We start from the raw sequence: 20,365 nt of genomic DNA on the forward strand, positions 1-20,365 counted from the left end.
ATCACCAGGTCCGCGTCCAGCGGCACATCGTATGGAAAATTTTTCCCCAGGGTGTAGTTCCATAGTTAGAAGGTACATATGAATCCTACAACGTGCTCCTACGGCGCTTACCGCGCCTTCGTTCACAGCCCCGCTATATACCCGACAGAATCCTCTCAGCCAATTCTCAATAATCTCCATGACCGTTCAACTTGGAGAGGCTCATGCCCCCACAAAAAATCGGAAGCACTTATTATCTAGATGAAGGCCTCTATATCAATGCTTATCGCGACAAGCCATTTACAGGTGGCATAGGTGGCGGTGGAAGCGGCTCGGGTGGCTGGGGACTGAACGAAGGCCCACGTAGGGGAGAGGGGCAAGGGTCTCAACGCCCGCGTCATGACATCATACCTGGCTGGAACACTATATTATTTGACGAACTAAAAGGCATCAATGCTGATATCGATAAAAAAATGGCGCCTCGCTACAATGCGCTTTCCAAAACAATAGAGATCGAAATCAACGAAGCAAAAATTCGCCATATTTCAAAAGGCGCCACTCCTTACATTAAAGCCAAAGCCGAACAGCGTGGATTGTTTGAACTCATCCACAGCAAACGAAGCGAATACACCACCCACCTTGAAAGAGAGCTTTCATTCTGGGGTAGCAACATCTTCTACAAACCCCCAATCTATTTTATTTCCAAAGGCACGAAGCTCCTGAAGAAAAACAAACTAGATGCGGCATTCTTGGGATACGAAACCTCTTTACAATCCGCCCATGAGCGAAAAATAATTGACCGAATATTCGAAGCCATCCGCCCGCACCTTCATGCCACAGCGAAAGCGTTGGAAACCGCTGAAAATCTTGCCCAACTTGATTACGCCCTAACAATAAAAACCCTCGATGAAAGAGCCGACGCCATCCGGATCGAACAAGTATTTTATTTCCAGACCCTCCCTGGCTTCTTACAAAATGATTTACTGAGGGCATCTCCGAAGGCAAGCCAACAAAACTCGGTACAAACGTTGGCCTACTATGAACAAGCACTACGGACGTTGGCTGCTAATAGGGCTAAAGCGATAACCCCTTATCTCAAGGCCAATCCCAACATTAAGGCCCCTCTGACAAGCGCTGAGCTGGAAGCACTTGATAGCCTGATCCAACATCAACAGCTCAAAGGTGTCGGGCCACGTTGGCTCGACTATCACAAGTCACTGCTCAACAAGGAGTCTGCTCGGATACTGAACGACACACTGACGGCATTTTCTGGACTGAATGCCCGTGCAAAACGAGTGGAGCAACAGCGAACCGCCGCCAACGCGCAGGAAGCGGCTCGCAAAAAAGCAGAAGCTGAACGCAAAGCCAAAGAGTTGGCTCAGCAAAAAGCGGACGCAGCGCGCAAAGCCGAAGAGCTCGCGCGCCAAAAAACCGAGGCTGAACCCAGAGCAAAAGAAGCTCAGCAGAGGGCTGAAGCTGAACGCCAAGAGATCAGTTTCATCGCACTGGAAGGCGCTTCGGTCTCCTTACCGCTGGCGCTTCCTATCGGTGCAGCCACCTTCGCGATTCCACAAACAGCCTACATTGCACTGCAAAACGCCATACAGGAGGCCGTGACTGGTTTGGCCCGCATTGCAGCGCCAGTGGTCGGTAACATCCTTGTTGGCACTCTGTTTCTGGCTTGGCCTTCGACATTGGGAAACAGCGAACGGCGCTACCTGGTCAGCGTCCCTCTCACAGACCTTTCTACACCTGACAGACCAGACTTAGCAGCCCTGGCTCTGAAATCGGAAAGTATCGACCTGCCTTATCTGATCGCAAGCAGCGGGAGCGGGGCCGAACTAGATCTGTACCTCACCCCCGGAGGTCGGGCGGTTCCTGTTCGCGCCGCCACGTTCGACAGCCAACGCCAAGTTTACAGCCTCGCACTGGACAACCCGCAGCGCATTCTTACTTGGACGCCCGCCAACGCACCAGGTAGCGAACATGGGAGCCCCACCAGCCTGCCACCCATCCCGCCCGGCTCTGTCGTCTACACCGGCAGCAGCTTGAATCCGGTCAAGACGGAGCAACAGGGCTATCCTGCGTTGGATCTGCTGGATCAAGAACGGCTGATCGTTACCTTTCCGGCTGATTCGGGTTTGCCACCGATACTGGTGATATTCAAAGATCCTCGCCTGGATCCGGGGGAACATTATGGGCAAGGCTTGCCCACCTCCGGCGTCTGGCTTGGAGATCAAGCGCGTAGCTCAGGAGCGCCTATCCCATCGCAGATTTCAAAGGCGCTATCGGGTAAAGCGGTGCGAGACATGAAAGAATTCCGAGAGGATATTTGGAAAGCGGTGGCACAAGACAATCAACTTTCCGCCCAGTTCTCCGAAGCCAACCTGAAGCGCATGGCATCAGGGCTAGCTCCAAAAGTACAAAGTATTGATCGGCACAAGTCACAGTCTACTTTTGTACTTCATCATCACATTCCTGTTTCAGCAGGCGGTGCGGTCTACGACCATGACAATATTCGAGTCGTCACCCCAAAAGCTCACTTACAAATTCATTACGGAGAGCAGCCATGAAAGAGAAAAGCAAAATCTCTGACTATACTGAATCAGAGTTCCTCGACTTTTTAAAATTAATATTCGAGACAAACGGATCCAGCCCTGATGAAATACTGGACCCATTACTGGATCATTTTGAAAACATTACCGAACACCCGCTGGGGACTGATCTAATTTTCTGGCCAGAAACGGCTGAATTAGGAAAGCCAGAGCAAATTGTTCGAATTGTCAAAGAGTGGCGCTTGGCAAATGGCAAGGACGGCTTCAGAGCTTCATAAAATTGGGCCAGTCAAGGCCCCTTATGAAACGTCAGCGCTCACCGGCCTCCTGCTCCTATCAGCCTGTAGCGCCGGCGACCCCTACCTGGCGCCAGACAACCCAGATCAACACTTCAACTGCGACATGGCCTCTTACAGCCCAGCGTGCGCGCAACACAGCGATTATGACCGGCACCTGGAAATGATCAGGACCGAAAAACAGACCCGCCGTCTGTTGCGCAACTAGTCAGGTGCCATAAACAAAAAACCCCGCCGAAGCGGGGTTTTCTGTTTATGGCAAGCGGATCAGATCGCGCCGCGCTGACGCAGCACGTCCAGCACCTGCTTGACGCCCTCTTCAACGCTGGTGGTCTGGGTATCGATCACCAGGTCCGCGTCCAGCGGCACATCGTACGGGAAGCTTTCGCCCGGGATGTTGTCGCCGCCTGCAGCGTACAGGCCCTGTGGGTCACGCTCGCGGCAGGCGATCGGCGAGGCCTGGACGTAGACAGTGACCAGGCGCTCCTTGCCGATCAACGCCTTGGCCTGCTCGCGACCTTCGGCATCCGGCGCCACGAAGGCGGCCAGGGTCAGCATGCCGGCTTCGTTGAACTGGCGCGCCACGTGGGCTGCGCGACGCCAGTTTTCGGTACGACCGGCGCGGTCCTGTGGCAGGCCCTTGTTCAGGTCGTGGCGCAGGTTCTGACCGTCGAGTACATAGACCGCACGGCCCATGTCGAACAGCTTGCGCTCCACGGCATAGGCCAGGGTGCTCTTACCGGCGCCGGAGAGGCCGCTGAACAACACGGTGGCTGGCTGCTGGCCAAAGCGCAGGGCACGCTCTTCGGTGGAGACGTGGGCGAGCTTGCCATGATGGCCGGTGCTGCCGTGCGGCAGGACTGGCGGGGCAATGATCATGCCGGCGCCGACGGTACCGTTGGTCAGGCGGTCGATGACGATGAACGCGCCGGTGGTGCGGTTGCTGTCGTAGCCGTCCAGGGCGATGGCGGCATCCAGGCTGACCTTGACGCGACCGATCTCGTTCAGTTGCAGGGCACTGGCAGCGCCCTGCTCCAGGGTGTTCACATCGACCTTGTGGGTGATGCTGGCGATCGAGCCCGGCACGTAGCTGGTGGCGCGCTTGATGTCGTACTTCTTGCCTGGGAGCATCGGCTCCTCGGACATCCATACCAGCATGGCGTCGAACTGGTCGGTGACCGGCGGAACGTTGTCGGCATGCACCAGCAAATCGCCACGGGAGATGTCGATCTCGTCTTCCATGGTCAGGGTCACGGCCTGGCCTGGGCCTGCGTTTTCCAGCTCACCTTCGAAAGTGACGATGGACTTGACCCGGCTGCTCTTGCCCGACGGCAGCACGACCACTTCGTCACCCTTGTGCACGACACCGCTGGCGATGGTGCCGGCAAAGCCGCGGAAGTTCAGGTTCGGACGGTTGACGTACTGCACCGGGAAGCGCAGGTCGGTGAAGTTGCGGTCGGCCGCCACTTCCACGGTTTCGAGGATTTCCATCAGCGCAGGGCCGGTGTACCACGGCGAACGCTCGCTGCGGTTGACCACGTTGTCGCCCTTGAGCGCCGACATCGGCACGAAGTGCAGGCTCGACGGCTTGAGGTTGATGCCCTCGGCGAACTTCAGGTAGTCGGCCTTGATCGATTCGAAGACCTGCTCATCGAAGTTCTTCAGGTCCATCTTGTTGACCGCGACGACGATGTGCTTGATGCCCAGCAACGAGGCGATGTAGCTGTGGCGACGGGTCTGGGTCTGCACGCCATAGCGCGCATCGACCAGGATGATCGCCAGGTCGCAGGTCGAGGCGCCGGTGGCCATGTTGCGGGTGTACTGCTCGTGGCCCGGAGTGTCGGCGATGATGAACTTGCGCTTGGCGGTGGAGAAGTAGCGGTAGGCGACATCGATGGTGATGCCCTGCTCACGCTCGGCCTGCAGACCGTCGACCAGAAGCGCCAGGTCCACTTCCTCGCCGGTGGTGCCGACCTTTTTCGAGTCACGGGTGATGGCCTCGAGGTGGTCCTCGTAGATCATCTTCGAGTCATGCAGCAGGCGCCCGATCAGGGTGCTCTTGCCGTCGTCGACGTTGCCGCAGGTCAAAAAGCGCAGCAGTTCCTTGCGCTCGTGCTGGGCCAGGTAGGCGAGGATGTCCTCGCTGATCAGATCAGATTGGTGCGACATGGAGTAACCCTGAAATTAGAAGTAGCCTTGGCGTTTCTTGTCTTCCATGGAACCGGCGCCATCGTGGTCGATGACGCGGCCCTGGCGCTCGGACGTACGGGTCAGGAGCATTTCCTGAATGATGTCCGTCAGGGTCTCGGCTTCCGACTCGACAGCACCCGTCAACGGGTAGCAGCCCAGGGTACGGAAACGCACCTTCTTCTTGACGATGCGCGCTTTCTCTTCATCGGTCAGATGCTCGAGGATGCGCTCGTCGTCGATCATGATCAGGGTGCCGTTCTTCTCGATGACTTCACGCTCGGCAGCGAAGTACAGCGGCACGATCGGGATACCTTCGAGGTAGATGTACTGCCAGATGTCCAGCTCGGTCCAGTTCGACAGGGGGAAGACGCGGATCGACTCGCCCTTGTTGACCTTGCCGTTGTAGATGTTCCACAGCTCCGGGCGCTGGTTCTTCGGGTCCCAGCGGTGCTTGCTGTCGCGGAACGAATACACACGCTCCTTGGCGCGGGACTTCTCCTCGTCGCGGCGGGCGCCGCCGAACGCGGCGTCGAAGCCATGCTTGTCCAGCGCCTGCTTCAGGCCCTGGGTCTTCATGATGTCGGTGTGCTTGGAGCTGCCATGGGTGAACGGGTTGATGCCCTGCGCCACACCTTCAGGGTTGACGTGGGTGATCAACTCCAGGCCCATCTCCTCGACCATCTTGTCGCGGAAGCGGTACATCTCCTGGAATTTCCACTGGGTGTCGACGTGCATCACCGGGAACGGCAGCTTGCCTGGGAAGAAGGCCTTGCGCGCCAGGTGCAGCATCACGGCGGAGTCCTTGCCGATCGAGTACAGCATCACCGGGTTGTCGAACTCGGCGGCCACCTCGCGGATGATGTGGATGCTCTCCGCCTCCAGCTGTTTCAAGTGCGTCAGTTTGTCGACCATGGCTACTCACGAAAAACGATCTTATGGACGGCCTGCGGGCCGTGTTCGAGCGAGGAACTGTATCACAGCGCCTGATTCTATTTAGGAGGCTGACTAGACCGAAAGAATCTAACGATATGACTGCGGGTTTGGGGACGTGGAGCGCGCCTTCGCGGCTAAACCCGCTGCCACAGCCAATCCTCTGCGGGAGCGGGTTCACCTTTGAAATAGCCGAGATCAGATGGGGTTGGGGCAGTCGATGAACAGGTGCTCCACCGCAAAGCGCCGTGCCAGGTAGTCGCCCAGCGCCTGCACGCCGTAACGCTCGGTGGCATGGTGCCCGGCCGCGATGAAACTGATGCCGTTCTCCCGGGCGCTGTGGAAGGTCTGCTCGGACGCCTCGCCACTGAGGAACAGATCCACGCCGGCAGCGATGGCGGTGTCGATGTAGCCCTGACCGCCACCTGTGCACCAGCCGACCCGGCGCACCAATTGTTCGCCCTCGATCACCAACGGCTCACGCCCCATCACTTCCTGCACCCGGCGGGCAAAATCGCGCGCCGACATCGGCTCGGCCAGGGAGCCCACCAGACCGACTACTTTGGGGTTCTGCGGGTCCAGCGGCCCCTCGACGGTGATGTCCAGTTGACGGGCCAACTGCACGTTGTTGCCCACCTCAGGGTGTACGTCCAGCGGCAGGTGGTAGGCGAGCAGACTGATGTCATGCTTGAGCAGGGTTTTGATCCGGCGCTGCTTCATGCCCGTGATGCACGGGTTCTCGCCTTTCCAGAAGTAACCATGGTGCACCAGCACCAGATCGGCCTCGGCCTCAACTGCCGCATCCAGCAATGCCTGGCTGGCAGTGACGCCGCTGACGATCCGGCTGACCTGCGGACGGCCTTCGACCTGCAGGCCGTTGGGGCAGTAGTCTTGGATCTTCGCGCTGCCCAGGTAGCGCTCGGCTTCCTCGACCAGAGTGTTCAGGGCGACGGCCATGGAAAATCTCCTCGAAATCTGCACGTTCGGCGGGCACAACGCCCGTATAATGGCCGCCATTATGGGCCGTCGCCGGCTTCGGGGAAACCGGCTGCAACCCGCCTGGGGATCAGCTCGTGGCACGCTCATCCGCGAGTAAACCCGCGGACGCTGCACCACGTTCAAGACCGTCGCCTGATCAACGCTTTCACGTGTATGATCGCGCGCGCTCGCACCCTTGCTGCGTAGCCACTGGCCCCTGCCCTACTCCCAGGATTCATTCGATGCTCAAGGCTCTGCGTTACTTTGGCTGGCCCCTGCTTACCGGTGTGCTGGTCGCCCTGCTGATCATCCAGCGCTTTCCCCAGTGGGTCGGCCTGCCCAGCCAGGACGTCAACCTGCAGCAGGCTCCGCAGACCTCGCGGATCGTGCAGGGCCCGGTGTCCTATGCCGATGCCGTGACGCTGGCCGCGCCGGCAGTGGCCAACCTGTACACCACCAAGGTGGTCAACAAGAGTGCCCATCCGCTATTCGAAGACCCGCAATTCCGCCGCTTCTTCGGCGACAACCTGCCCAAGCAGCGGCGTTGGGAGTCCAGCCTGGGTTCGGCAGTGATCATGAGCCCCGAAGGCTACCTGCTGACCAACAACCACGTGACCAGCGGCGCCGACCAGATCGTGGTGGCGCTCAAGGACGGTCGCGAGACCCTGGCCCGGGTCATCGGCAGCGACCCGGAAACCGACCTCGCGGTGTTGAAGATCGACCTGAAGAAACTGCCTGCGATCACCATCGGTCGCTCCGACAATATCCATATCGGCGACGTGTCCCTGGCCATCGGCAACCCCTTCGGCGTCGGCCAGACCGTGACCATGGGCATCATCAGCGCCACCGGCCGCAACCAGCTGGGCCTGAACAACTACGAAGACTTCATCCAGACCGACGCGGCGATCAACCCCGGCAACTCCGGCGGCGCCCTGGTCGACGCAAACGGCAACCTGATCGGCATCAACACCGCGATCTTCTCCAAGTCCGGCGGCTCCCAAGGCATCGGCTTCGCCATCCCGGTAAAGCTGGCGCTGGAGGTGATGAAATCGATCGTCGAGCATGGCCAGGTCATTCGTGGCTGGCTGGGCATCGAGGTGCAGCCGCTGAGCCAGGAGCTGGCCGAGTCCTATGGCATGCAGGGTCGTCCAGGCATCGTCGTGGCGGGCATCTTCCGCGATGGCCCAGCCCAACGTGCCGGCCTGCAACTGGGCGACGTGATCATGAGCATCAACGGCGAACCTGCCGGAGATGGTCGCAAGTCGATGAACCAGGTGGCGCGGATCAAGCCCAACGAGAAGATCACCATCGAAGTGATGCGCAACGGGCAACAGCTCAAGCTGATCGCCGAGGTGGGGCTGCGACCGCCACCTGCGCCGGTCGCCGCCCAGGAAGAAAAGTAACAAAAAGGGCTGCTTTGCAGCCCTGGCGCAGGCTTTCACGGCCCCTCCCACAGCGAAGATCCGGGCGAAGCCTGCGAAAGGGCCGCGTCGCGGCCCCGGTCACATCAATGCAGGATCTGGCTCAGGAACAGCTTGGTCCGATCACTGCGCGGCCGGTCGAAGAAGTCATCCGGCGCGGCCTGTTCGACGATCTCCCCCTTGTCCATGAAGATCACCCGGTTCGCCACGGTCCGGGCAAAGCCCATCTCGTGGGTCACGCAGAGCATGGTCATGCCGTCCTCGGCGAGTCCCACCATGGTATCGAGCACTTCCTTGACCATCTCCGGGTCCAGCGCCGAGGTCGGTTCGTCGAAGAGCATGATCTTGGGCTTCATGCACAGGGCGCGGGCGATCGCCACCCGCTGTTGCTGGCCACCGGACAGTTGCCCCGGATACTTGTGCGCCTGCTCGGGAATGCGCACCCGCTCCAGGTAGTGCATGGCGATTTCCTCGGCTTTGCGTCGGGGCATCTTGCGCACCCACATCGGTGCCAGGGTGCAGTTTTCCAGAATGCTCAAGTGCGGGAACAGGTTGAAGTGCTGGAACACCATGCCCACCTCGCGGCGGATCGCTTCGATCTGCTTGAGGTCGTTGGTCAGTTCCACGCCATCGACGACGATGCGCCCCTGCTGGTGTTCCTCCAGGCGGTTGAGGCAACGGATGGTGGTGGACTTGCCCGAGCCGGACGGCCCGCACAGCACGATGCGCTCGCCCTGACGCACATTGAGGTTGATGTCCTTCAGTACGTGGAACTGCCCGTACCACTTGTTCACACCCTGCATCTGGATGATGCCTTCGGGGCCGACAGGCTGCTTGATCGCTTCACTCATTTCGAGACTCCTAACGCTTGTGGCCAGTGTCCAGCTTGCGCTCCAGGTGCATGGAGTAGCGGGACATACCGAAACAGAAAATCCAGAACACCAAGGCGGCGAACACATAGCCCTCGGTCGCCATGCCCAGCCAGGTCGGGTCGGCCGCAGCCTGCTTGACGCTGTTGAGCAGGTCGAACAGGCCGATGATGATCACCAGGCTCGTGTCCTTGAACAGGGCAATGAAGGTGTTGACGATGCCGGGGATCACCAGCTTGAGCGCCTGAGGCAGGATCACCAGCCCCATCGACCGCCAGTAGCCCAGGCCCATGGCCGCAGCCGCCTCGTATTGGCCCTTGGGAATGGCCTGCAGCCCGCCGCGGACCACCTCGGCGATATAGGCCGACTGGAACAGGATCACCCCGATCATCGCCCGCAGCAGCTTGTCGAAGCTCATGCCCTCGGGCAGGAACAACGGCAGCATCACCGAGGACATGAACAGTACGGTGATCAGTGGCACGCCACGCCAGAACTCGATGAAGGTCACGCAGACCACCTTCACCGCCGGCATGTTGGAACGCCGTCCCAGCGCCAGCAGGATGCCCAGGGGCAAGGCGCCAACGATGCCGACGGTGGCGATCACCAAGGTCAGCATCAGGCCGCCCCACTGGCTGGTCGGAACCGTGCTCAGACCCAGGTAGCCACCGTGCAGCAAGGTGTAGGCGATGATCGGGTACAGCACCAGAAAGCCCAGGCCGTAGGCCACCTTGCGCGGGAAACGCTTGATGAACAGCGGCGCGGCGCCCAGCACGGCGAGCCAGACGGTCAGGTCGACCCGCCAGCGCAACTCCACCGGGTAGTAGCCGTACATGAACTGGCCGAAGCGTTGCTGGATGAACACCCAGCAGGCGCCTTCCTTGGTGCAATCGGCACGGGTGGTGCCGACCCAGTTGGCATCGATGAACGCCCATTGCACCAAAGGCGGCACGATCAGCCACACCAGGTACAGGGCGAACAGCGTCAACAGGGTGTTCAGCCAGCTGGAGAACAGGTTCGCACGCATCCATGCGAGCACGCCGACGGTCTTGACCGGTGGCGGCATGTCAGGTTTGAAAACATGGGCAGTCACTGGCGTATCCTCACCGCTCGATCAGCGCGATGCGCTTGTTGTACCAGTTCATCAGCAGCGAAATGCTGATGCTGATGGCCAGATAGACACTCATGGTGATGGCGATCACCTCGATGGCCTGACCGGTCTGGTTGAGCACGGTACCGGCGAACAGCGAGACCATTTCCGGGTAGCCGATGCCGGCCGCCAGGGATGAGTTCTTCGCCAGGTTCAGGTACTGGCTGGTCAGCGGCGGCACGATCACCCGCAATGCCTGGGGGATGATCACCTTGCGCAGGGTCGGCCCCTCGCGCAGGCCAAGAGAGCGCGCGGCCTCGGTCTGGCCATGGCTGACCGATCGGATGCCCGAACGCACGATTTCGGCGATGAACGCTGCGGTATAGATGGTCAGCGCCAAGGTCAGGGCCAGCAGTTCAGGGATCAGCACCCAGCCACCGACGAAGTTGAAGCCCTTGAGCTGCGGCACTTCCCAGCTCAACGGATTGCCGAACAGCAGCACGCACACGCCTGGGATGCCGATCAACATGAGCAGCCCCACCCAGAACTTGTGGAACGGCTCGCCGGTTTCATCGAAGCGCTTGTTGGCAAGACGCACCATCAGCGCGATGGCGACGATCGCCAGCACCACGGCGCCCACGAACGGCCAGAAGCCCTCGGCCATGGAGGCACCGGGCATGTTCACGCCACGGTTGCTGATGAAGAAGGTGTCCTGCAGGTTGATGCTGCCCCGCGGCCCCGGTAGCGTCAGGAACACCGCGAAGTACCAGAACAGGATCTGCAACAACGGCGGAATGTTGCGGAACGTCTCGACATAGACCGTCGCCAGCTTGTTGATCATCCAGTTCGGCGACAGCCGCGCCACACCGATGATGAAGCCCAACAGCGTCGCCAGGATGATGCCGATGAAGGTAACCAGCAGGGTGTTGAGCAGGCCGATGAGAAACACACGGGCGTAGCTGTCCGACTCCACGTAGGGAATCAGGTGCTGGGCGATGCCGAAGCCTGCGCTGCGCTCGAGAAAGTCGAAACCCGAGGTGATGCCCCGGTGTTGCAAGTTGGTTTGCGTGTTGTGGAACAGGTACCAGCCCAGGCCGACCACTAAGACCACCGTGACGATCTGGAACAGCCACGCGCGCACACGTGGATCGCTCAGGGAAAACCCCTTCTGCGCGCCAATTTGATTTTGCATGTAATGCCCCGAAAGGATGGGATCGAACAACCTGCGGCGGCGCGGTGCCGCCGCAGGTGCAACCATCAGCGCACTGGTGGCGCGTACTGGATGCCGCCGTTGTTCCACAGGGCGTTCATGCCACGATCGATCTTCAGGTCAGTGCTCTGGCCCAGGTTCTTCTCGAACACTTCGCCGTAGTTACCCACCTGTTTGACGATCTGCACCACCCAGTCCTTGGGCAGCTTCAGGTCCTTGCCGTACTCGCCGTCGGCGCCGAGCAGGCGGGCGACGTCGGGGTTCTTGGTGGACTTGGCCTCGGCCTCGACGTTCTTCGAGGTGATGCCTGCCTCTTCGGCGTTAAGCATGGCGAAGAGGGTCCACTTGACGATGCTGAACCACTCCTCGTCACCCTTGCGCACGACCGGGCCCAGAGGCTCCTTCGAGATGGTTTCCGGCAGCACCACGTATTCGCTTGGCGCGGCCAGCTTGGAGCGCTGGGCGAACAGCTGCGATTTGTCGGAGGTCAGCACATCGCAACGACCGGACTCCAGCGACTTGGCGCTTTCATCGGAAGTGTCGAAGGTGATCGGGGTGTACTTCAGGCCGTTGGCACGGAAGAAGTCAGAGACGTTCAACTCAGTGGTGGTACCGGCCTGGATGCAGATGGTCGCGCCATCGAGCTCCTTGGCACTGGAGACGCCCAGCTTTTTGTTGACCAGGAAACCGACGCCGTCGTAGTAGGTCACGCCGGCGAATACCAGGCCCATCCCGGCATCACGCGAACTGGTCCAGGTGGTGTTGCGCGACAGGACATCGACTTCACCCGATTGCAGCGCAGTGAAGCGTTCTTTGGCGTTGAGCTGGCTGAACTTGACCTTGGTCGCGTCGCCGAAGACGGCGGCGGCCACGGCGCGGCACACATCGGCATCGATACCGACGATCTTGCCGGTGCTGTCCGGTACCGAGAAGCCCGGCAGGCCGTCACTCACGCCACACTGGACGAAGCCCTTCTTCTTTACCGCATCTAGCGTAGCGCCAGCGTGGGCGAAGCTGGTGGCGCCCAGCGCAGCGGCAGCGGTCAGGACTGCCAGGGTGGTTTTCAACATCTTCATTCACAACCTCCAATCGCTCTTGTTGTATCGAGCCGGAATTGCACCGCACCCTTATGAGGCGCATCCGACCCCTTGTTGGCTTGTTATCGGGTCAATTGGCGCAATGGGCCGTTCTGGTGACAGCCTTCTATCCGCACGAGGGGTGTTACCGTCTCCGGCCATCCCCTCGCATCGGTTGATTCATAGCAAAGGGCGTACCACAGTCTCGGGCTCAAGCGTTTAAGGGGTCGTCAAGCAGGAAAAGTTGTAGAGTTGCGACATCTTCTTGTGGCATTACCCATACACGCCTTTATTTCATGCACTCGATCAGGCGCGTGCGCACACTTTCGGAGCAGTCATGACCAACCCGTTGATCCTCGAACCCCAGAACACCGCAGACGCCTGTGTTATCTGGTTGCACGGCCTGGGGGCCGACCGTTACGACTTCCTACCGGTGGCCGAAGCGTTGCAGGAACACCTACTCAGCACCCGCTTCGTTATGCCCCAGGCGCCGACACGCGCGGTAACGATTAACGGCGGCTACGCCATGCCCAGCTGGTACGACATCAAGGCCATGACGCCTGCGCGCGCTATCGACGAAGCGCAGTTGGAAGCGTCCGCCGATCAGGTGGTGGCGTTGATCGAAGCCGAGCGAGCCAAGGGCATCGACCTGACGCGAATCTTCCTGGCGGGGTTCTCCCAGGGTGGCGCGGTGGTGCTGCACACGGCCTATATAAAGTGGCAGGAAGCCCTGGGCGGTGTACTGGCGTTGTCCACCTACGCGCCCACTTTCAATGAAAACCATCAGCTGAGCGCCTGCCAGCAGCGCACTCCGGCCCTCTGCCTGCACGGCGTGCACGACCCGGTGGTGATCCCGTCCATGGGCCGCACGGCCTATGAGCACCTCAAGCAGTGGGGCGTCGAAGTGGCCTGGGAGGAATACCCGATGGAACACGAAGTGGTGCCCCAGGAAATCAACGATATCTACAACTGGCTGGTGCGCCACCTGCGCTAGCGGTGCAATCTGCTGTAGTTGTAGGCGCACCGCACTACGCCCTGCCCGGTTCTTGCATTACACTGCCGGGCGTACATTCCTTAACCAGTTGACGAGACGATCGTGCTCAAGGCACTCAAGAAAATTTTCGCCAAGGGCGACGCCGCACCCCAGGCCAACGTGCCTGCCGCCGGCGTGATGACGCCCCCACCTGCACCTGCGGTCGTACCGCCGGCGCCCCCAGCCTCGCCGGTCAATACGCCCGAGGCCACGTCCCCCACTCGCGACGACAAGCCCGCCAAGGACAAGCCACGTCGCGAACGCAAACCCAAGCCCCAGGCCAGCCTGTGGAAGCCGGAAGATTTCGTGGTCGAGCCCCAGGAGGGCAAGACCCGCTTCCATGACTTCAAGCTTTCCAACGAGCTGATGCATGCCATCCATGACCTGGGCTTCCCGTACTGCACGCCGATCCAGGCCCAGGTGCTGGGTCACACCCTGCGCGGCAAGGACGCCATCGGCCGGGCCCAAACCGGCACCGGCAAGACCGCCGCGTTCCTGATCTCGATCATTTCCCAGCTGCAGCAGGTACCGCCGCCCAAGGAACGCTACATGGGCGAGCCGCGCGCGCTGATCATCGCGCCGACCCGCGAGCTGGTGGTGCAGATCGCCAAGGACGCCATGGCCCTGACCAAGTACAGCGGCCTGAACGTCATGACGTTCGTCGGCGGCATGGACTTCGACAAGCAACTCAAGGCCCTGGAAGCGCGTCACTGCGACATCCTCGTAGCCACGCCAGGCCGCCTGCTGGACTTCCACCAGCGCGGCGAAGTGCATCTGGACATGGTCGAGGTGCTGGTGCTAGATGAAGCCGACCGCATGCTCGACATGGGCTTCATCCCCCAGGTCCGGCAGATCATCCGCCAGACCCCGCCCAAGAGCGAGCGTCAGACCCTGCTGTTCTCCGCCACCTTCACCGATGACGTGATGAACCTGGCCAAGCAGTGGACCACCAACCCGGCCATCGTCGAGATCGAGCCGGAGAACGTGGCCAGCGAAACGGTCGAACAGCACGTCTATGCAGTGGCCAGCAGCGACAAGTACAAGCTGCTGTACAACCTGGTCACGCAGAACAAGTGGGAACGGGTGATGGTCTTCGCCAACCGCAAGGATGAAGTGCGCCGCATCGAAGAGCGCCTGGTGCGCGACGGCATCAATGCCGCCCAGTTGTCGGGCGACGTGCCGCAGCATAAGCGCATCCGCACCCTGGAGAACTTCCGCGAAGGTCGCATCGCGGTGCTGGTGGCCACCGACGTGGCCGGCCGTGGCATTCACATCGACGGCATCAGCCACGTGATCAACTTCACCCTGCCGGAGGACCCGGACGACTACGTGCACCGCATCGGCCGTACTGGCCGTGCCGGGACCAGCGGTGTGTCGATCAGCTTCGCCGGCGAGGACGATGCCTACCAGCTTCCGGCCATCGAAGAGCTGCTGGGGCGCAAGATCAAGTGCGAGATGCCACCGGACGAACTGCTGAAGTCGATACCGCGCAAGCATCACTGAGCCGTGTACCTTGGGGCACCTTGTGCCCCTTCCCGAGCGGTCCGGCGCCCCGGCAAGACCGCTCCCACAAGCCCTGCGCCGAGCCGCAGGGCCTGTTCTGCGGGCCAAGCCCCACCCCTGCTTTCTCTACCCCTCCCTTTCTGGCGCCGAACTGCGCCCCAACCTTTTTGCGCCTGCGATATTGTCCAAATAAACAAAAAGTCCATAATGGAAAAAATAGTTTATCTGGAGCTTCGTATGACCGCGCCCCTCGTCGTCGATCAACAACACGCCCGCCAATTGCTCGCCCAGGTGGATGTCCCACACATCCTGCGCAATCTGTTCCGTGACCTGGCCAGCGGCCAGGCGGTACAGCCACCCCAACAACTGGTGGAGTTTCCGGCTGGCCGGGGCGACTTCATCAACTATGGCGGCGTGTTGGCCACGGAGCGGGTCTATGGGGTAAAAACCTCACCCTACATCGTCCGTGACCAAGGCCCCCTGGTCACCGCCTGGACCCTGCTGATGTCCATGGACAGCGGTCAACCTCTGATGCTCTGCGACGCCGGCGAACTGACCACCGCCCGCACCGCCGCTACCACTGCCGTGGCCATCGACGCGCTGGCCCCAGGCCATGCCCGCCGCCTGACGGTGATCGGCAGCGGTCCGATCGCCCGCGCTCACCTGCACTATGTGCGCGGCCTGCGCGACTGGCAGGACATTCGCCTGTATTCCCCCAGCCTGGGCCAACAGAGCGCAGGGCAACGCGAACACCTGGCCGGCCTCGACAGCCGCCTGCAATTGATGGAAAACCTCGAGCAGGCCCTGGACGATGCCGACGTGATCATGCTCTGCACCTCCTCGGCCGTGCCAGTCATCGACCCACGCACGCTGAGCAAACCGGCGCTGATCACCTCGATCAGCACCAATGCCGTGCGCGCCCATGAAATCCCGCCAGCCTGCCTGGCCGAAATGGATGTCTACTGCGATTACCGGGTAACCACCCCCGCCAGCGCAGGCGAAATGCGCATCGCCGCCGAGCAACTGGGGTGGCAGGCAGACGCGATCGTCGGCGACCTGCCGCAACTGCTCAGTGGCAACGCCGCCGCGCCCGCCTACCACCGCCATGCCTTCTTCCGCTCCATCGGACTGGGCCTGGAGGACATTGCCCTGGCCAATGCCCTGTATCAGCTGCTGCGCGAAGCCTGAGGAGAACAGCATGCAGACTGCCGACTACATCATCGTCGGCGCCGGTATCGCCGGCGCCTCCACCGGCTACTGGCTCGCAGCCCATGGCCGCGTGCTAGTGCTCGAGCGCGAATCCCAGCCTGGCTATCACTCCACCGGCCGTTCGGCGGCGCTCTACACCGCCGCCTACGGCACGCCACAGGTACGCGCCCTGACCCTCGCCAGCCGTGCTTTTTTCGATCATCCGCCCAGTGGTTTCGCCGAGCATCCTCTGCTCACCCCGCGCGGTGAGATGACCGTGGACTTCAACGGCGATCCGGCCGAACTGCAACGCCAGTACCTCAGCGCCAAGGCCTGCGTGCCCGAATTCGAGCTGCTCGATGCCGACCAGGCCTGCGCCCGCCTGCCGGTGCTGTGTCGGGACAAAGTCCATGGCGCCCTCTACGACCCGAGCGCCAGCGACATCGACACCGATGCCCTGCACCAAGGCTACCTGCGCGGCATTCGCCGGCAACAGGGCGAAGTGCGCAGCGATTGCGAGGTGCAACGGGTAGAGCGTGACGCCCAAGGGCTGTGGCAGGTGCATACCAACCAGGGCAGTTTCAGCGCCCCCGTGCTGATCAACGCCGCGGGCGCCTGGGCGGACCACATCGGGGTACTGGCCGGCGCTCGCCCCCTCGGCCTGCAACCCAAGCGCCGCGCTGCCTTCATCTTCGCCGCCCCCGAGGGCGTCGACTGCCACAACTGGCCGATGCTGGTCAGCCTCGATGAATCCTTCTACATGAAGCCGGATGCCGGCATGCTCCTGGGCTCTCCCGCCAATGCCGACCCGGTGGAGCCGCACGATGTACAACCCGAAGAGCTCGACATCGCCTTAGGCATCTATCAGATCGAGGAAGCCACCACCCTGCGCATCCGCCGTCCTACCCGCACCTGGGCCGGGCTGCGCAGTTTCGTTGCCGACGGCGACCTGGTCGCCGGCTTCGACCCGCAGGTGCCTGGGCTGTTCTGGGTCGCGGGCCAAGGCGGCTACGGCATCCAGACCTCACCCGCCATGGGCCAGGCCAGCGCCGCCCTGGTGCGTGGCGAGGCGCTGCCGGATCACCTGCATGGCTTTGGCCTGACGGCCGCCATGCTATCCCCGGCACGCCTGTCGGGATGACGCGCCGCCGCGATTGCGGCACACTCGCAGCGCCCTCGCCGCAGGGCGCTGACACAGCCTGGAGCCTGCCTCAATGCCATCCCCTCGCCCTGACCCGGCCCTGGACAACTACCGGGCCATCGCCGATGCCATCGCCACCCTGTTCTTCCCCCACGCCGAAGTGGTGCTGCACGACCTGCGCACCCAGAAGATCGACTACATCGCCAACAACCTGTCCAAACGCGAGATCGGCGACGATGCGGCCCTGGAAGACATGCTCGAGCACGGTACCGATGAAACCAACATCGGCCCCTACGAAAAACTCAACTGGGACGGGCAGAAGATCCGCTCGTTGAGCACCGTGTTGCGCGATGCCGCAGGCACACCCCTGGCCATGCTGTGCATCAATCTGAATATCTCGCTGTTCGAGAACGCCAAGGCGGCGCTGGATCTGTTCCTTTCGCCCAGCCGATTGATTCCCCAACCCGACGCGCTGTTTCGCGATGACTGGCAGGAACGTATCAACACCTTCCTCAACGGCTGGCTGCGCCAGCGTCAGTTGAGCCTTAACCTGCTGACCCGCGATCACAAGCGCGAGCTGGTCCTGGCCCTGCATGCAGAGGGCGCTTTCAAGGGCAAGAGTGCGGCCAACTACGTGGCCAACGTGCTGGGAATGGGACGGGCGACGGTGTACAAGCACCTGAAAGAACTCAAGGCCTGAGCGCTGCAGAGGTCCCTTGACGATTGCCGGGGCTGCGCAGCGGTCGGAAAAGGGGCGCAAGGCGCCCCCAGCGCAGTGTTTCAGTCGCCGTAGATATCCGATTTGAAGTACTTGGCCTGGATCTTCTGGTATTCGCCGTTGGCACGAATGGCATCGATGGCGCTATTGAGCTGGCTCACCAATTCGGTGTTGCCTTTGCGCACCGCGATGCCGGCACCTTCACCGACGTACTTGGGGTCCTTCAGCTCCGGCCCTACGAAGGCAAAGTCGGCGCCCCGAGGCATCGACAGGAAGTCCTCCAGGGGAATGGTATCGGCAAAAATGGCATCCACACGCCCGGACGCCAGGTCCATGTAGATCTCTTCGTTGTTGCTGTAGCGGTTGACCTTCACACCCATGGGTTCGAGCACTTCAGTGGCATAGCGGTCAGTGGTGGTGGCACGCTGCACGCCGATGGTCTTGCCTTTGAGGCTCTGGTACTGGTCATCGACAACCGCCCCCTTCTTCATCACTAGGCGCGATGAGGTGAAGTAGTACTTGTGGGTGAAGTCCACCGATTGCTTGCGCTCTTTGGTAATGGTCATCGACGACAAGGCCGCATCGATCTTCCTGACCTTCAACGAGGGGATCAGCCCGTCGAACTCGACCTCGTTCCAGACACACTTGACCTTCATTTGCGCGCACAGGGCATTGCCGATCTCGTAGTCGAAGCCCACGATTTCGCCCTTGTCGTTTTTCGAGGCAAACGGCGGGTAGGCGGCCTCGATACCGATGCGCAGGACGTTCTCGGCAGCGTACAGGTTGCTACCGGCCAACAGGCCCAGGGCCAGACCACTGATCAGGGTGAGCTTTCTCATGGGGGGATCTCTCTCGCTCGTTATTGGAGGTGTGGTGCAAGACAGAGCAAAGGTGACAGGCGCAAGGCTGCCTGGAATCATTTTGTACTTATGATTCCATACTGGACTTTTTTGTATAGAAACTCAACTACCAACCACAACATGCAGCACAGGCAGACGCATCCGGCCCGCCCGTGCCCCGGCAGGTTCACCAGCGACCGGCGGCATCCTGGTCGCTTTGCCGACCTTCGACCCAACGCGGCCCATCCTGGGTGTTCTCTTTCTTCCAGAACGGCGCCCGGGTCTTGAGGTAGTCCATGATGAAATTGCAGGCATCGAACGCCGCCTGACGGTGAGCGCTGGCCACGCCGACAAAAACGATCGGTTCGCCCGGCTCCAGCGCGCCGATGCGGTGCAGCACCTCGACCTTGAGCAGTGGCCAGCGCTGCTCGGCCTCGACGACGATCTTGGCCAACGCTTTCTCGGTCATGCCTGGGTAATGCTCGAGGAACATCCCCGCCACTTCACGGCCATCGTTGAAATCCCGCACATAGCCGACGAACCCCACCACCGCGCCCACGCCGACGTTGGCCGCGTGCATCGCATTGACCTCAAGGCCTGGATCGAAGGCCTGCTCCTGTACTCGAACGCCCATGCTCAACCTCCCGTGACCGGCGGGAAGAACGCCACTTCGTCGCCCTCCTCCACCGGCTCGGCCAGCTTGCTCAGATCCTGATTGCGTGCGCACATCAGGTTCTGCTCGGCCAGCACCTCGTATTGCCCGCCCTTGGCCACCAAGGCCTGGCGCACGTCGTCCAGGGTCGCGAAAGTCCCTTCGAGCGGCTCGCCATCGACCCCTAGCAATTCACGATAACGGGCGAAATACACCACCTGAACCTTCATCACGCCTCCACCTGGTAATGGCCGCTCTTGCCGCCGAGCTTCTCCAGCAGGCGTACTTGCTCGATCACCATGCCTTTGTCGACGGCCTTGCACATGTCATAGATCGTCAGCGCCGCAACGCTGGCGGCAGTCAGCGCTTCCATTTCCACACCGGTCTGCCCGGCCAGCTTGCAACGGGCGACGATGCGCACCGCATCAGAACCTTCGGCGTTGAGCTCGACCTTGACGCTGGTGAGCATCAGCGGGTGGCACAGCGGGATCAGGTCGCTGGTCTTCTTCGCCGCCTGGATCCCGGCGATGCGCGCCACGGCGAACACATCGCCCTTGGGATGCTCGCCGTCGACGATCATCTGCAACGTCTGCGGCAACATGCGCACCCGCGCTTCGGCCACCGCCTCACGCGCGGTCACGGCCTTTTCGGTGACGTCGACCATGTTGGCGCGCCCCTGGGAATCGAGATGAGTCAGCAC

General features: G+C 61.3%; 19 protein-coding genes. 8 read left to right on the forward strand and 11 right to left on the reverse strand.

Going from position 1 to position 20,365, the window contains the following annotated elements; genetic code table 11:
• Window positions 1-203: 203 nt before the first annotated feature.
• Together HMPREF3173_RS20630 and HMPREF3173_RS20635 are read left to right on the forward strand one after the other, a co-directional pair.
• Complete coding sequence (locus HMPREF3173_RS20630; RefSeq protein WP_070576222.1) at window positions 204-2,552, forward strand: S-type pyocin domain-containing protein; 2,349 nt, start codon at window positions 204-206, stop codon at window positions 2,550-2,552.
• Window positions 2,549-2,812 carry a bacteriocin immunity protein gene (locus HMPREF3173_RS20635; protein WP_043207449.1) on the forward strand — a complete coding sequence of 88 codons (264 nt, stop codon included), beginning with the start codon at window positions 2,549-2,551 and terminating at the stop codon, window positions 2,810-2,812. Before HMPREF3173_RS20630 ends, HMPREF3173_RS20635 begins: the two co-directional genes overlap by 4 nt.
• 285 nt (window positions 2,813-3,097) lie before the next feature.
• On the opposite strand, the gene cysN is transcribed toward HMPREF3173_RS20635, so the two are convergent.
• From cysN to HMPREF3173_RS20650, 3 genes are all read right to left on the reverse strand, one after another.
• Window positions 3,098-4,999 carry a sulfate adenylyltransferase subunit CysN gene (gene cysN, locus HMPREF3173_RS20640; RefSeq protein ID WP_043207448.1) on the reverse strand — a complete coding sequence of 634 codons (1,902 nt, stop codon included), beginning with the start codon at window positions 4,997-4,999 and terminating at the stop codon, window positions 3,098-3,100.
• 15 nt (window positions 5,000-5,014) lie between these two features.
• Window positions 5,015-5,932 (reverse strand): sulfate adenylyltransferase subunit CysD, encoded by a 918-nt coding sequence (cysD, locus tag HMPREF3173_RS20645; protein WP_043207446.1) that lies wholly within the window; start codon window positions 5,930-5,932, stop codon window positions 5,015-5,017.
• A gap of 216 nt (window positions 5,933-6,148) precedes the next feature.
• Complete coding sequence (locus tag HMPREF3173_RS20650) at window positions 6,149-6,907, reverse strand: Nif3-like dinuclear metal center hexameric protein (protein WP_070576226.1); 759 nt, start codon at window positions 6,905-6,907, stop codon at window positions 6,149-6,151.
• 263 nt (window positions 6,908-7,170) lie between these two features.
• Here HMPREF3173_RS20650 and algW point away from each other — a divergent pair, with 263 nt between their 5' ends.
• A complete protein-coding gene (gene algW, locus HMPREF3173_RS20655) occupies window positions 7,171-8,331 on the forward strand; it encodes a Do family serine endopeptidase AlgW (RefSeq protein WP_043207443.1) in 1,161 nt (386 codons plus the stop codon).
• 104 nt (window positions 8,332-8,435) lie between these two features.
• On the opposite strand, the gene HMPREF3173_RS20660 is transcribed toward algW, so the two are convergent.
• The 4 genes from HMPREF3173_RS20660 to HMPREF3173_RS20675 all read right to left on the reverse strand — a co-directional run bounded on the left by HMPREF3173_RS20660 (window position 8,436) and on the right by HMPREF3173_RS20675 (window position 12,591).
• Window positions 8,436-9,200 (reverse strand): amino acid ABC transporter ATP-binding protein, encoded by a 765-nt coding sequence (locus tag HMPREF3173_RS20660; protein ID WP_043207442.1) that lies wholly within the window; start codon window positions 9,198-9,200, stop codon window positions 8,436-8,438.
• Window positions 9,201-9,210: 10 nt separating this feature from the next.
• The gene (locus HMPREF3173_RS20665; protein ID WP_070576229.1) at window positions 9,211-10,308 is read right to left on the reverse strand and encodes an amino acid ABC transporter permease; all 1,098 of its coding nucleotides are present in this window, start codon (window positions 10,306-10,308) and stop codon (window positions 9,211-9,213) included.
• Window positions 10,309-10,318: 10 nt separating this feature from the next.
• On the reverse strand, window positions 10,319-11,497 hold the full coding sequence (locus tag HMPREF3173_RS20670) for an amino acid ABC transporter permease (protein WP_070576422.1): 1,179 nt from the start codon (window positions 11,495-11,497) through the stop codon (window positions 10,319-10,321).
• A 65-nt stretch (window positions 11,498-11,562) separates the two neighbouring features.
• Window positions 11,563-12,591: an amino acid ABC transporter substrate-binding protein gene (locus HMPREF3173_RS20675; protein ID WP_043207439.1), complete on the reverse strand. Its 1,029-nt coding sequence runs from the start codon at window positions 12,589-12,591 to the stop codon at window positions 11,563-11,565.
• A gap of 337 nt (window positions 12,592-12,928) precedes the next feature.
• On the opposite strand from HMPREF3173_RS20675, the gene HMPREF3173_RS20680 reads away from it, so the two are divergent.
• The 5 genes from HMPREF3173_RS20680 (at window position 12,929) to HMPREF3173_RS20700 (ending at window position 18,156) form a co-directional block, all read left to right on the forward strand.
• Entirely contained in the window at window positions 12,929-13,585 is a 657-nt protein-coding gene (locus tag HMPREF3173_RS20680; protein ID WP_043207438.1) for an alpha/beta hydrolase, read from the forward strand.
• Window positions 13,586-13,687: 102 nt separating this feature from the next.
• Complete coding sequence (gene rhlB, locus HMPREF3173_RS20685) at window positions 13,688-15,127, forward strand: ATP-dependent RNA helicase RhlB (RefSeq protein ID WP_070576232.1); 1,440 nt, start codon at window positions 13,688-13,690, stop codon at window positions 15,125-15,127.
• A gap of 237 nt (window positions 15,128-15,364) precedes the next feature.
• On the forward strand, window positions 15,365-16,315 hold the full coding sequence (locus HMPREF3173_RS20690; RefSeq protein WP_070576235.1) for an ornithine cyclodeaminase family protein: 951 nt from the start codon (window positions 15,365-15,367) through the stop codon (window positions 16,313-16,315).
• 10 nt (window positions 16,316-16,325) lie between these two features.
• Entirely contained in the window at window positions 16,326-17,456 is a 1,131-nt protein-coding gene (locus tag HMPREF3173_RS20695) for an NAD(P)/FAD-dependent oxidoreductase (protein ID WP_070576238.1), read from the forward strand.
• 73 nt (window positions 17,457-17,529) lie between these two features.
• Window positions 17,530-18,156, forward strand: coding sequence for a helix-turn-helix transcriptional regulator (locus HMPREF3173_RS20700; protein WP_043207432.1), 627 nt, complete (start codon window positions 17,530-17,532; stop codon window positions 18,154-18,156).
• Between the two features lie 80 nt (window positions 18,157-18,236).
• Here HMPREF3173_RS20700 and HMPREF3173_RS20705 read toward each other — a convergent pair whose 3' ends face one another.
• From HMPREF3173_RS20705 to moaC, 4 genes are all read right to left on the reverse strand, one after another.
• Window positions 18,237-19,013, reverse strand: a complete 777-nt coding sequence (locus tag HMPREF3173_RS20705; protein ID WP_070576241.1) for an ABC transporter substrate-binding protein — start codon at window positions 19,011-19,013, stop codon at window positions 18,237-18,239.
• Between the two features lie 187 nt (window positions 19,014-19,200).
• Window positions 19,201-19,647, reverse strand: a complete 447-nt coding sequence (moaE, locus tag HMPREF3173_RS20710; protein WP_043207430.1) for a molybdopterin synthase catalytic subunit MoaE — start codon at window positions 19,645-19,647, stop codon at window positions 19,201-19,203.
• 2 nt (window positions 19,648-19,649) lie between these two features.
• Entirely contained in the window at window positions 19,650-19,895 is a 246-nt protein-coding gene (locus HMPREF3173_RS20715) for a MoaD/ThiS family protein (protein WP_070576245.1), read from the reverse strand.
• Window positions 19,895-20,365: a cyclic pyranopterin monophosphate synthase MoaC gene (moaC, locus tag HMPREF3173_RS20720; RefSeq protein WP_043207428.1), complete on the reverse strand. Its 471-nt coding sequence runs from the start codon at window positions 20,363-20,365 to the stop codon at window positions 19,895-19,897. Before moaC ends, HMPREF3173_RS20715 begins: the two co-directional genes overlap by 1 nt.

It is taken from the genome of Pseudomonas sp. HMSC08G10, assembly GCF_001808425.1.
GTDB classification, from domain to species: domain Bacteria; phylum Pseudomonadota; class Gammaproteobacteria; order Pseudomonadales; family Pseudomonadaceae; genus Aquipseudomonas; species Aquipseudomonas guariconensis.